Annotated in this window: 12 protein-coding genes and 6 pseudogenes; 13 read left to right on the top strand and 5 right to left on the bottom strand. The window is 33.4% G+C overall.

Features of this window, described 5'->3' with window-relative positions:
- The first annotated feature begins 329 nt into the window (after positions 1-329).
- Together EL076_RS00640 and EL076_RS00645 are read left to right on the top strand one after the other, a co-directional pair.
- A complete protein-coding gene (locus tag EL076_RS00640) occupies positions 330-662 on the top strand; it encodes a hypothetical protein (RefSeq protein ID WP_126428906.1) in 333 nt (110 codons plus the stop codon).
- The gene (locus tag EL076_RS00645; RefSeq protein ID WP_000469564.1) at positions 643-837 is read left to right on the top strand and encodes a hypothetical protein; all 195 of its coding nucleotides are present in this window, start codon (positions 643-645) and stop codon (positions 835-837) included. The genes EL076_RS00640 and EL076_RS00645 overlap by 20 nt, the downstream gene beginning before the upstream one ends.
- A gap of 460 nt (positions 838-1,297) precedes the next feature.
- On the opposite strand, the pseudogene EL076_RS10535 reads toward EL076_RS00645, so the two are convergent.
- Together EL076_RS10535 and EL076_RS10140 are read right to left on the bottom strand one after the other, a co-directional pair.
- Positions 1,298-1,675 (bottom strand): annotated as a pseudogene (locus EL076_RS10535) (hypothetical protein).
- A 251-nt stretch (positions 1,676-1,926) separates the two neighbouring features.
- Positions 1,927-2,100, bottom strand: a complete 174-nt coding sequence (locus tag EL076_RS10140) for a FanG protein (protein ID WP_071788300.1) — start codon at positions 2,098-2,100, stop codon at positions 1,927-1,929.
- Between the two features lie 28 nt (positions 2,101-2,128).
- Here EL076_RS10140 and EL076_RS00660 point away from each other — a divergent pair, with 28 nt between their 5' ends.
- From EL076_RS00660 to EL076_RS00685, 6 genes and pseudogenes are all read left to right on the top strand, one after another.
- A complete protein-coding gene (locus tag EL076_RS00660) occupies positions 2,129-2,743 on the top strand; it encodes a CadD family cadmium resistance transporter (protein ID WP_000615750.1) in 615 nt (204 codons plus the stop codon).
- Between the two features lie 11 nt (positions 2,744-2,754).
- Complete coding sequence (gene cadX, locus EL076_RS00665) at positions 2,755-3,093, top strand: Cd(II)/Zn(II)-sensing metalloregulatory transcriptional regulator CadX (RefSeq protein WP_000711088.1); 339 nt, start codon at positions 2,755-2,757, stop codon at positions 3,091-3,093.
- Positions 3,094-3,697: 604 nt separating this feature from the next.
- A pseudogene (locus tag EL076_RS00670) lies at positions 3,698-4,132 on the top strand (FtsX-like permease family protein); the annotation flags it as partial.
- A 61-nt stretch (positions 4,133-4,193) separates the two neighbouring features.
- Positions 4,194-4,496 carry a DUF898 family protein gene (locus tag EL076_RS00675; RefSeq protein WP_003092329.1) on the top strand — a complete coding sequence of 101 codons (303 nt, stop codon included), beginning with the start codon at positions 4,194-4,196 and terminating at the stop codon, positions 4,494-4,496.
- 277 nt (positions 4,497-4,773) lie between these two features.
- Positions 4,774-5,823: a DUF389 domain-containing protein gene (locus EL076_RS00680; protein WP_126428907.1), complete on the top strand. Its 1,050-nt coding sequence runs from the start codon at positions 4,774-4,776 to the stop codon at positions 5,821-5,823.
- 149 nt (positions 5,824-5,972) lie between these two features.
- Positions 5,973-6,155: pseudogene (locus tag EL076_RS00685) on the top strand (SMI1/KNR4 family protein); the annotation flags it as partial.
- A gap of 274 nt (positions 6,156-6,429) precedes the next feature.
- On the opposite strand, the pseudogene EL076_RS00695 reads toward EL076_RS00685, so the two are convergent.
- A pseudogene (locus tag EL076_RS00695) lies at positions 6,430-6,663 on the bottom strand (tyrosine-type recombinase/integrase); the annotation flags it as partial.
- An 8-nt stretch (positions 6,664-6,671) separates the two neighbouring features.
- On the opposite strand from EL076_RS00695, the pseudogene EL076_RS00700 reads away from it, so the two are divergent.
- Positions 6,672-7,169 (top strand): annotated as a pseudogene (locus EL076_RS00700) (helix-turn-helix transcriptional regulator); the annotation flags it as partial.
- 277 nt (positions 7,170-7,446) lie between these two features.
- A complete protein-coding gene (gene tnpA / locus EL076_RS00705) occupies positions 7,447-7,911 on the top strand; it encodes an IS200/IS605 family transposase (RefSeq protein WP_002883780.1) in 465 nt (154 codons plus the stop codon).
- Positions 7,912-8,059: 148 nt separating this feature from the next.
- On the opposite strand, the gene EL076_RS00710 is transcribed toward tnpA, so the two are convergent.
- The gene (locus EL076_RS00710; RefSeq protein WP_117647554.1) at positions 8,060-9,430 is read right to left on the bottom strand and encodes an MFS transporter; all 1,371 of its coding nucleotides are present in this window, start codon (positions 9,428-9,430) and stop codon (positions 8,060-8,062) included.
- Positions 9,431-9,698: 268 nt separating this feature from the next.
- On the opposite strand from EL076_RS00710, the gene EL076_RS00720 reads away from it, so the two are divergent.
- Positions 9,699-10,028, top strand: coding sequence for a winged helix-turn-helix transcriptional regulator (locus tag EL076_RS00720; protein ID WP_117647549.1), 330 nt, complete (start codon positions 9,699-9,701; stop codon positions 10,026-10,028).
- A gap of 492 nt (positions 10,029-10,520) precedes the next feature.
- Here EL076_RS00720 and EL076_RS10445 read toward each other — a convergent pair.
- Positions 10,521-10,709 (bottom strand): annotated as a pseudogene (locus EL076_RS10445) (site-specific integrase); the annotation flags it as partial.
- Between the two features lie 366 nt (positions 10,710-11,075).
- Between EL076_RS10445 and abpA the strand changes: the two are divergent.
- Positions 11,076-11,726, top strand: coding sequence for an amylase-binding adhesin AbpA (gene abpA / locus EL076_RS00730; RefSeq protein ID WP_003092326.1), 651 nt, complete (start codon positions 11,076-11,078; stop codon positions 11,724-11,726).
- An 86-nt stretch (positions 11,727-11,812) separates the two neighbouring features.
- Entirely contained in the window at positions 11,813-12,649 is an 837-nt protein-coding gene (gene srtB / locus EL076_RS00735; RefSeq protein ID WP_126428909.1) for a class B sortase, LPKTxAVK-specific, read from the top strand.
- The last annotated feature ends 23 nt before the right edge of the window (positions 12,650-12,672 follow it).

Raw genomic sequence — 12,672 nt, forward strand, 5'->3', positions numbered from 1 at the left:
CACTGAGGAGCAAAATGAAATAGTGAATAACTTGATTGAAATGACAAATCATCTAAGTTTTTCCTCTTATGCCAGAAAAATGTTATTTAAGAGCTCGCCTATTTATCTTCAATTTGATTTTGAATCTTATCATGACTTTATATTTCAAGTTAGAAGAATTATCAATAACTTACGTCAGTTAGAAAGAATAGCAGAACAAAGTGAGGATTTGGATAATGTAAGGATATTTCACTACTGCGTTGAGCTGATGATAGAATATGAAAAGAAGACAAGTAAACAAGTGAAAGAACTTGTAAAACGACTAAATAAGAAAACGAGGTGATAGGACCATGAGAATAAAATCTGTGTTGAAACAGGTGTTTTTGACGGAAGAAGAAAATAAAAAATTAAATGATTGTATGAGGAAGGAAAATATTCGTAATTTTTCTGAGTTTGCTAGACAAAAATTAATACGAACAGATTTGAACATCCAAAAAGTCTCTTTTGAAGGTTTAGTTCCTTTAACAGAAGAGTTGGAACAAGTCGGAAAGAATATCAATTCTATAGCCCGTCTTGCAACTGTAGTTGGGAGAATAAGCTATGAAAACAAAATGGATATGTCTATTTTGATGCAAAAAATAGTTGCTGTGATGGAGGAAAAAGATGTTTATTTTCAAAAGTAATATGGATAAGGATTTTGATCAGATATGTGAATACATATTGAAATTAAAGCGAGCAGAATTATTTCTTCATGGAATTAAACAACAAGATAAAACGAAGGCTCGTTTGTATCATGCGATGCTGGAATACTATGATGCTAACCATAAAAAAGAAAGACATATGAGAATTTTAAAATAAGGAAACGCTGTTAAAAATTTTGCAGCGTTTTTTATATATCTTCTTAAAATATTTGTACACACAAATGACAGTCAAATTGATTTTTGGGATTATTTTATCGAGAAGGAAAGATTTCTCATAATATGACTTTGCGAGCTCAGAGTCTGTATACACACACTCCCAAAATCATCCTAAAATTTGTATACACAAAGTGTATGTACTTTTTGGGATGATTTGAATTTTGGGGAATCCCCAAACCCCTGATGAATTATACGAGCAAAAAAATTTGGGAGTAAGTTTTAGAAAGAACTATTCTAAAGTATTTAAAATCTGACTTTAAGTAAATTTTTTATTATGTGACTATTAGCCTGTCTCACTCCGCTAGGTGCGAGACAAAAAAATACCCGCTATGCGGGTGTGTACTGACCCCCAAAAGTTAGACAGAAAAAATCTAACTTTTGGGGTCAGTACAAAAGCGTTTTTATTGTATAAAGAATATCAAATAGTTTGAGGGTTTTACTTGTCGCTGTATTTCTTCACTATCCTTTTTGTAATACTCCTGCTTTGTTCCTGAAATATCTACAGTGAATACGTCATCCTTGAAGGTATAATTCTCTTTTCGGTTTATGATATTAGAGCCAGTCGGTTCGATTGTTGCACTGTCTTTATCAATTGTAAAGGTGTCGGCCTCTCCTTTGTTGCTATTTCCTTTGTTACCTGAAATGGTAAAGGCAACTTCATTTCTACTCTCGTTTATTCAACGGTATTCGCCATCTAAAGAATTGCTTGATTGGTTAGAGCATGCAATTAATAAAATTGTAGATAGAGACACTAAAAGTAATGTGATAAATCTTTTCATTTACATACTTTTTATTTCTATATTATATTAAAGAAACATTACATAAGTAAGACAGTAATTTTTTAGGTTGATCTCTTTCTTTCGGGAAAATCATTATGTTTCGGAAAGTCAAGATTTTGTTATTATTTATGATATACTGGTACCGTAATTATATCCTTACAGAGGTTAAGTAAGGGTTTCAGTACACGTCAATAGATGTCAAAATATTGATTTTAAGCGATTTTTGATTTTTGGAAACTCATTATATCGCACTACAAATCAATAAAAACTGTACCTTTTTTAGATAAATATATTATCTGGATATTGAAGTTAAGCCCTGCTGTCATTTCGATGGCAGGGCTTTTTAATATTTGGTACACTAACTTCTTATCTATATTTTGGTGGATTTTAAGTTGACATCTACAAAGTTTAATGTTAGAATACATTCAAAAATATATTTGAATGAGGTATTTTATGATTCAAAATGTTGTTACTTCAATAATCCTGTATTCTGGGACAGCCGTAGACTTACTTATTATCCTAATGTTATTTTTTGCCAAAAGAAAAAGCAGAAAAGACATCATTAACATCTATTTAGGACAATTTCTAGGCTCTGTTAGTCTAATATTGCTAAGTTTGCTTTTTGCATTTGTCTTAAATTATATTCCTAGTAAAGAGATTTTAGGTTTACTCGGTTTGATTCCAATTTTCCTAGGTCTCAAAGTTTTGCTTTTAGGAGATTCTGATGGAGAAGCTATTGCCAAAGAAGGTTTGCGCAAAGATAATAAAAACCTGATATTTCTAGTCGCTATGATTACTTTTGCAAGTTGTGGTGCTGACAATATTGGTGTCTTTGTTCCATATTTTACTACCTTAAATTTAGCAAATTTGATAGTAGCTTTACTTACCTTTCTAGTCATGATTTATCTCTTGGTTTTTTCTGCCCAAAAATTGGCACAAGTCTCTTCTGTTGGAGAAATTTTGGAAAAATATAGCAGATGGTTTATTGCCGTTGTTTATTTAGGATTGGGGATATATATCCTGATTGAAAATAACAGTTTTGACATACTATGGACTATATTAGGCTAGGAGAAAATATTATGAAAAAAGATAGTATCTGCCAAGTGAATGTTATAAATCAGCAAAATATTACAACCGCAACGAACTACCTTGAAAAGGAAAAAGTCCAAAAATCACTTCGCATTTTAACAAAATTTACCGATAATAAACAGATAAATATCATCTTCTATCTTCTTGCTGTTGAAGAACTCTGTGTCTGTGATATAGCCTGTTTACTAAATCTCAGTATGGCATCTACTTCCCACCATCTTCGTAAACTAGCCAATCAAAACATCTTGGGCACTAGAAGAGAGGGGAAAATTATATATTATTTTATAAAAGATGAGGAAATCAGGGATTTTTTTAATCAACTAGGATAACAACTATTTTTACTACTTTTCCATGATTCTAGGGAGCTACTCTATGAAATTTTTTGATGAAAATTACTCACAAGAAATAATATATAGAACTGTTTAAATATCTTCAGGATAGAAAAAGAAATTGTCCAGGCACGAAGAAACTGTATATTTGTTGCTAAACTGTACATCATCTTTATGATACAGTATTTCGTATTTCTCAACTACATAAGCTCCGAAAACTAAAATGTGATAACCCTTTGATAACCTCTCGATTTTCAAAAGGATTATATATGTAAATATTGAGGATTTATCTCTTAAAATTACTTGATTTTAGTGATAATTTACCATAAATATCATAATGTAGAAAAAACCAGGTCTTAAGAAAGCTCGTAAAGCTAGCCAGTTCTCTAAACGTTAAGAACCAGCTACAATCCAGTATTTACAACACTTCATGGTTCACACTATGAGGTGTTTTTTTGATGATTTTTAACAAAATTCACACCACTTTTCACACCAAATTCAGACTCTTTTGTCAACTGTAGTGGGTTACTAAAAAGTCATACTCTGGAGAGGACAAGTTTTGTTCTCTCCTTATAAATAATCGTTTCATTTTGAAAATCAGGAAAGCGTTGTTAACGGATCCAGTCAAGCAAATAATAGCCAAGAAGTCAATGCAATGTTTGGTGGTTTCTTCTTTATCGTTATCTTCCTATCCATTATCTTTATAGTTGGTGCTGTATTAGTCATCTACTATAAACAAATCTCAGAAGGTTATGAAGATCGTGAACGCTTTGTCATCTTGCAAAAGGTTGGTTTGGATCAAAAACAAATCAAGCAAACTATTAACAAGCAAGTCTTGACTGTCTTTTTCCTTCATGTAATCTTTTCCTTTATCCATCTAGCATTTTCTTATCACATATTAAATTTGATCCTCAAGGTCATTGAGGTTGTGGATACAGCTATGATGTTAACTGTAACTCTTTCCGTTTGTGGTGTCTTTGCCCTTATCTATGTTTTAATCTTTATAATTACTTCAAGAAGTTATCGTAAGATTGTCTAAATGTAAAAAAATGTTATGCTAGCAAATGACTAGAATATAGTCAAAAAATAAAGGAGACAAAATGAAAGAAAGTTATTTTGACGGAGGAATCCTAGATTATATTGGATACTTTATCTTAGCAGCCCTAATTAACTTACTTACCTTTGGTATCGCAACATCTTGGGCGGTTTTCATGATACAAAATTGGAAAACCAAACATACGGTAGTGGATGGTCAACGTCTATACTTTGACGGGACTGGAGCACAACTGTTCGGTAACTGGATTAAGTGGTTTCTTCTAACCATCATCACGTTTGGAATCTATGGCTTCTGGTTGAACATAAAAATGGAGCAATGGATTGTTAAACATACTCATCATGTTTAAGCATTAAAACGGTATCTTCTTTCAGAGGAGATATCGTTTTTTCTTCTTCGGAGAAGGAAACAAAAATTTCTTCTTTTCTCTATCATTTAAATTAATTGATTTCTTCAGAGAAAGACTGTAAAATTTTTGATATAATGTCAAGGATGGTCTGATAGATATTTAAAAGATAATGTTCAAAAGAATTGCAGGTGGAAATTAAAAATATGTAAGATTGGACAGAAGTCTTTCTACCATCATCCATGCGGAAACAAATTATATGAAATAAAAGGAATAACCAATGACCGGAAACTATTCAACACGTGAATACCGAGAGAAATTATATGATGATCTTCATGTTAGATTAAGAGATACAGTGATTTTGATGTGTGCGATTTTTATTGCCTCTATAGGTCTAAATATGAATTCAACAGCTGTCATTATTGGAGCTATGCTGATTTCCCCTCTTATGACACCGATTGTTGGACTGGGATTCGGTTTAGCTATTTTTGATACGCGTTTAATCAAACAATCTCTAGAGGTTTTATTTATTCAAGTATTGGTCAGTTTGCTTGTATCGACTCTGTATTTCTGGATTTCTCCCTTATCTTATGCAAGTAGCGAGTTGATTGCACGAACCTCTCCAACCATTTGGGATGTTGTCATTGCTATTGCTGGTGGGATAGCAGGTGTCATTGGTTCAAGGAAAAAAGAAGCAAACAATATCGTGCCAGGAGTAGCCATCGCAACAGCTCTAATGCCACCTATCTGTACTGCGGGCTATGGTTTAGCTAATGGAAATGTACGATATTTATTTGGGGCTCTCTATCTTTTCTTGATCAACTGTGTCTTTATCATGATAACCAATATTGTTGTAACAAGAATTTTGATGAGAAAATCTCCTTTAAGTTCATTTAAAGAGCTAAACATTAAAATGAGAATTGGGTTGATATCCTTGATTGTATTATTGATTGTTCCGGCTAGCTATTCAGCAGTCACTCTGACGATGGATCAAGCACGAAAAGAAGGGATCAAACAGTTTGTAGGAAAAGAGTTCGCCAATCACACGGTTATTAATCAAGTCTACAAGTCAAGGAACAATGAATTGGTCTTGACAGTTGTTGGAGATCCAATTTCAGAAGAAGAATTAGAAACCATTCGCCAAAAACAAGCCTCTTACGGTATTCAATCTGTTCAATTGAAAGTCAATCAAGTCCATAATTCGACAAAATTAGATAGTGAGACGACCAAGGAATTTTACGAAAACATTGACAAGTATATCGATCAAAGACTCTCTGAAAAAGATTCACAAAACGATCTCGTAAAAGAAAATGAAGCAGACAAGGAGTGAGGACGATGAACTGAATAGGTTTTTATGCCGTATTTTTCTTCTTTCTTACCTATAACAAAATAAAATTGATGAATACGAGATTTTTCTTTAGATGAAAGAAAGTACATTAAAGTATTTTACTGCAAATTCAATTTATAAAAAAACAACTTAATAAAAAATGGCTTCCTTTTGCGGAATATTGCGATTCTTGTTATCTCATGCTTGGTTTTAATCCAGACCAGGAGGGGCAAGAAGGGCAGATTATTTGCTACAGTCATGACCCTGATGAAATTATCTATGTGGCAAAAAGTTTTACGGAGCTGATTGAAGGGATAATGGAAGTGATCGTATAAAAGAAGGTAGTATATTCCCCTATTAAAAAAATATTGATTCAAATTTTATGAAATTAATCAGTAGATATCGTTCTGAAAATCCTTGATATTACGCTATTTTTAGTCCAACTGAAACCCATACTTTCCAAACCAGGTCTTAAGAAAGCTCGTAAAGCTTCACAATTCTCAAAACGTTAATCAATACGATTATATCAACGTTTACAGACATTCAAGAATTTTCTCTTGGATGTCTTTTTTTGTTCAAAAAACGAAAGTTCACCCCAAGTTCACCCTATTACTTTTTGAGACTCCTAAAGGCTATTTCTCCTGCTGTTTGATTTACTGTTTTAGTAGTATTTACATAAGTCTTCGTTATTTGGATGTCGCTATGAGTAAGTGCTTCTGAAATAGCGTTTAATGATGTTCCAGCCTGTTTTGCCAAAGTTGCTCCGGTGTGTCTTAATTTGTGAGGTATGGTGTGAGTAAGTTCCTAATTACAGCGTTTGACTGATTTCATCTTATTACTAAGTCGGTTTGTTAAAAGCAGGAATGACACAAAAAGAATTGGGAAAAATTCTAGGTGTAACTAAACAAACAATTATTAACAATGAGAAAGGCACTACCGAACCCAGTTGGGAACGCCTAGAAGATATTGCGAAAGCTATAAAAATAGATGTGGATGAACTCTTTCCTTATAGTGAGTTTGGAGAAAAGAAAGGGGATTTAAAGTGGGAAGAGCATTTGGAACGTTTGGTATATGATTTTCAGTATGCTCGTATGGTGCTGTTACAGAGTCTTTTTGATTACTCAAAATTCCAGCGAGAGGTAGAACAAAAAACTTATATGAAAGAGAAACTCAATCAAACATTGAAATTGGGAAGCAACAATACTATGTCTGACGAGGAGAAGATAGAGCTTATTAACCTTAAATATGAAAAAGATATTCAGAAGAAAATTGACAATCTGATTGTGTTATATAAAGACCAATCAGACAAAGAACTTGATGTTGTTCGATTTGAAAAGATAAATTTATAAAGAAATTACCTTGAAGCTGTCTTTTTTGAGTTATTTATCAAACAAATTATGATGATTGGAGTAATTGGGCTGATAAATAATATAAAACGCAATCAACTTTTAAATTGATTGCGTTCTGTTATGTGACTTTAAGTCCGTTTCGCTCCGAAGGTGCGAAACAGATAAACCACCCGCTATGCGGGTGCGCATCGAAGGTTATACCGTCATAACAAAAAAACTCCAAACGAGTTACAATATAGGTGTTCAAGCCAATTGTAAAGCGGAAGGAGTTAAGACTATGGCGCAAAAAGCTCACAGTTTATCACATACAAAATGGATGTGTAAGTACCACATTGTATTTACACCTAAGTATAGACGAAAAATAATCTATAATCAATATAGGAGTAGTCTGGGAGAGATTTTTCATAGACTATGCCAATATAAAGGCGTTGAAATAATAGAAGGCCACTTAATGCCAGATCATGTTCATATGTTAGTAAGTATTCCACCACGAATGAGTGTAGCTAGTTTTATGGGATATTTGAAAGGTAAAAGTGCATTAATGATGTTTGATAAACACGCCAATTTAAAATATAAATTTGGGAACAGACATTTTTGGGCAGAAGGTTATTATGTAAGTACGGTAGGACTTAATGAAGCCACAATTAAGAAATATATTCAGGAACAAGAGAAGCATGATATCGCTTTAGATAAATTAAGCGTGAAAGAATATGAAAATCCCTTTAGGGATAACGGTAAGTAATGCGAATGCCTCTTTGAGAGGCTTGTGACGAGTCAAAAGCAATAAGGCTTGAACAAAGTGAAAGCCAGCGTCTTTAGGCGCTGGCTGGTATTATGGGCTTATAGCCCTTGGTCAAACCACCCGTTAGACGGGTGGTTATGATTTAGTTTTATTCTTTTCTATAAAGGTAACGACTAGCAATTAACCAAGTAGCAATATACATTATCATGTTAACCAAAAATGCGACAACGATGACTATATTCCAATCATGGGATAAATTAGTAGTTACAATCCCCATAATTGTCGTACCAAAAAGTCCACCAATCTGTTTGTTAGCGTTTAGAGTTGCACCAGCAATTCCAGATAATTCTTGACCAGCAGCTTCCATAAGAATGGTTGTAGTTGCTGGAGTTAACACTCCGATACCTAGACTCATTAAAGAAAATAAAGGAATTAGGATGTATAGTTGAATTTCATGAAAAAGAACTCCAATTCCAAAAATTCCTGCTGCTCCTACAATGGCAAAAATAATTGAGACAGTAGCGAGGCTTCCCACGGAAAATCGTTTTACAGCACGTGCGTAAAATAAATTACCAATAATTAAGACAATCATTCCTGGTAGAATGAGTAGTCCAGAAACTATTGAGGAGAGGTTTAAATAAGTTTGAAAATAAAGTCCTAGCACCAAAACAATACCATATAATGAAATGTTAACTACTAAACCTAACAGATTAGAGACAATAAACTTAGCATTTTTTAATAGTTGGTGGGGAACAATAGGTGCTTTACTTTTTTTATCGTGGACTACTAAACCAATAGCAAATAATATAAATAGGAGAAGAAACAATAAAAGATTTGAGTTACTATAACCATATTGATTCCCTTCAACAAGGTAAATAACTAGACTTCCGATAGTTGTAACCAGCAATATATTACTAAAGATGTCAATTCTGGTTTTTAGATTGGCAATATTATTTTTCACGAGAAGTAATATCGAAATTACTGTCAAAATTCCAAATGGAATATTGACCAAGAAAATACCCCTCCATCCGAAGTAGTTAATAATTAGTCCACCAATAAAAGAACCAGTACCGGTTGCAACAGAAATAATTGCTGTCCAGATTCCTAACATACGTGCTCTTTTAGTAGAATCGGGGTATGAAATGAATAAAAGTGCTAATGAACTTGGCATGAACAAAGAAGCACCGAAACCTTGAATGAATCTAAGTATAATTAATGTTTCAATATTTGGTGAAAAAGAGCACCCTAACGAGGCAAGTGTAAAAATTGTCATTCCAATTAATAAAATTCTTTTAGCACCATATTTTGTTGTTAAATTTCCTGAAAGTAGGAGCAAAGACCCTAAAGCTAGTGTATAGGCATTAATAATCCAAATGGATTGCTCTAATGAGACGCTCATAGCTGTTTCAATATGAGGCACTGCAAGAACAACTCCGGTTGTATCTAGGACCGCCATAATGTATCCTAGCGAAAGAATAAAAAGTAGATAAGCTGGTGCTTTTGTATTTGTTTTTTTCATCAAGCTTCCTCCGTTATTTCATCAAACCAATTTTCATTTATCAATCAAAAGTAATATGTTTAACTTTCTGAAAATATTTTACTTGTGTATATCCATTACCAAAGTATCTTCCATCAGAACTGCCGAGGATATCTTCAATACGATCAAACTTAGTTATAATATCCATAGTAATTTCTCCCTTCAAGTGATATAATTAACTTATCATGTAATTATTTATGAAACAAGAAGGGAAAAAAAGTATAGTAACTATCAAAAAAGGAGGAAATGAATGGAGACTTGCAAGATGCAACCTTTGAAAAAATCAATTTGTCCAGCAAGAAGGGTCTTGAATTTACTAAAGGGTAAATTTACTCTTGAGATTTTATCTGAAATTATTGATGGTAATATACATTATGGTAGTCTTTTGCGTAGTGTAGAAGGTATTAATCCTAGAATATTAGCTCAACGGTTACATGATTTCGAGCAAGAAGGTGTTTTATCAAGAAAAGTTTTACCGACATCGCCTCCACAGGTTGAATATAAAATGACAAAAAAAGGTATTGCTCTAAGAAGTATCGTTGAAGAAATGAAAAAATGGGAGCAAACTTATAGAAATTAGATTGAATTTACATAATTTATTATTAATATTTTTCTATAAAATAGAAAATGTAATTCTGAAAGATTTGGTAACCTTGTTAATCAAAGCAACGTAAAACCCTAGTTCAAATGTGTGACTAGGGTTTTTTGGCTCTATAATTTTTGTCGTGGGTAAGACCATAGGTAAAAATAGGCAAAATAAAAAATCATCTAAATAGTGGTGTGAACTTTTTGGTAAAATCTAGCTCAATTCGTGTATTTTTAGGGTAAAATTCACACCACTCAATTGAAAGTTACTCAAATTAGATGAAATATTTCTTTCTGAAAACGTGGAGAAACATTGATATTAAGCATATATTGAAATTCATTCAAATACGAGATGTTCCAACCAGGTCTTAAGAAAGCTCGTAAAGCTAGCCAGTTCTCAAAACGTTAAGAACCAGCTACAATACAGAATTTACAACACTTCATGGTTCACACCATGGGGTGTTTTTTTGATGTTTTTTAATAAAATTCACACCATCATTTTTTGGCTACGAAATGCGATGTCACTTACAGTATGATTGAGGGGATTATTAGTGTTGCCATAAGTCTTTGTAATTTCTTTGTCGCTATGAGTTAGAGTTTCTGAAATTATTTCTAGCGAAACCTTATCTTCTTTTGCGAGTGTGGCACCGGTATGTCTAAGTTTGTGTGGAGAAGCTGTTTACTCAAAGTCTAATAACTACGGTAATATCAATTTTTTAAAATATTTGACCATAGGTTTAGTTTTACTCTTTGAGGTTAATCACTCAAAGTAAACCAATCTCATCTATTTGTGCCTAAGCTTTGGGGAGGTTTCTTACTCTCGTGTTTAGGAATAGTGAGAATAGGCTGGTATTTCATCTTTATATATACGAATTATAGAATATATTAAAAAAGTTTTAAAGAAATGTTGACAGATTTATAAATAGTGTTATAATCTATAGATATCAGGAGATATCAGGAGATATCAGGAGATATCAGGAGATATCAGGAGATATCAGGAGTCCTGATAAAGAATATAATATCCAATAGGGGAGAAATAATTATGAAAAAAGTATTGCTTACATCAGCTGCAGTTCTTGCGGTTTTTGCAGCAGGAACTCAAGTTTTTGCACAAGGTGAAAATCCAAAGAACTCAAATCAATTAACTCAAAAATCATATGTTTCTTGGGCTGATGCAGCAGCAGAGGCTAATGCTCAAGTAGATGCTCATTCAGCAGATATCGCAGCAGAAGCTCAAAATGATCCTACAGTTAAAGCGGCAGCCAATGCATTGGCTCAAGCACAAGATACTGTAGGTCACAACCACGAGTCAGATGTGGCAGCTGCTCAATCTAAATATGATGAAGCTCTATCTAATGCAACTAACGCTGTTCGTAATAAGTACATTCAAAAATTTCAACAAACTTACGTTGATGCAGCTAAAGCTGAAGGACGTTACTATAATGAGAGTGGTGTAGAAGCTAACCGTACTAATGATCAACGTATTGAAGATGATTTGATTGCTAATGGTAAGAAAGCTGCAAATGATAAAGCAGAAGCTAAAACTGCTCCATCAAAAGAAGATATGAAAAAAGCTCAAACTTCAGCAGAAAAAGTTAAAAAAGCAGAAGCAAAATCTAAAGCAGCTAAAGAAAACAAAGCTGGTTCTAAAGCAGAAGCTAAAACTCTTCCAAACACAGCAGCTGTTAAATAATTAATCGTTATTGCTGAAAAGAATATCACTGGGGCTTAGGCTTCGGTGATATTTTTCTATAGATAAAGAAAAGGATTTCATATTTCATGGGTAGTCATAATCGTAAATCTACTGGATCTCTCAAAAAACTGATTGTTGGGATTTCAGCCTTAGTGATTGCTGCTTTGGCGATTTTCCTTGGATTCCAGTACATGTCGCCAAAAGCGTCATCTTCTAGTGGCGTTAAGAGTGCTTTGACTACAAAAAAAGCAAGCACTTATAAGATTTCAGATGAGGAAAAATCTTATTTAAAGAACAAATTTGATGGTCTTACTGCAACTAACCCTGACGCCATAGCCTATATTTATGCGCCTGGTACACAGTTGGATGAGCCGGTTGTACAAACTAAAGATAATTCTACATATTTAGATAAAACATTTGAAGGAGGTAATGAACCTCTGTTTGGTACTGTGTTTATGGATATGGACAATAAGAAAGACTTTAGTGACCGTTTGACTTGGCTCTTTGGTCATGCTCGAGGAAGTCAGGTAGAAGACCACCGTATGTTTAATGATGTTAACTATTACAGTGATCAGTCGTTCTTTGATAACCACAAATATGTTGTTATAGAAACCCCTCAACGTAAGTATTATTATGAAGCGCTGGCTATGGTTATCGTGCCGGAGGATACAGCATTTTATCGTACATCCTTTAAAGATGATAAAGACTTTAAGGAACAATTGGATATTATTTATAATACAGCTGATGTTAAAAACAAGGATTTGAAGGTTAGTGCTTCAGATAAATACCTCGTTCTGTCCACTTGTCGTGAGGAGGATGCAACGATTCGTGCTAATCTCTACTTGCGTCAAATTCCAGATTCTGAAATGACAGATTTTGTTGCTAAGCATGGCAAAGATTTGGAATATAAACCAACACGTTAATAATTAAGGGAACTCTACTTCTT

Source organism: Streptococcus vestibularis, from assembly GCF_900636445.1.
Classification (GTDB): domain Bacteria; phylum Bacillota; class Bacilli; order Lactobacillales; family Streptococcaceae; genus Streptococcus; species Streptococcus vestibularis.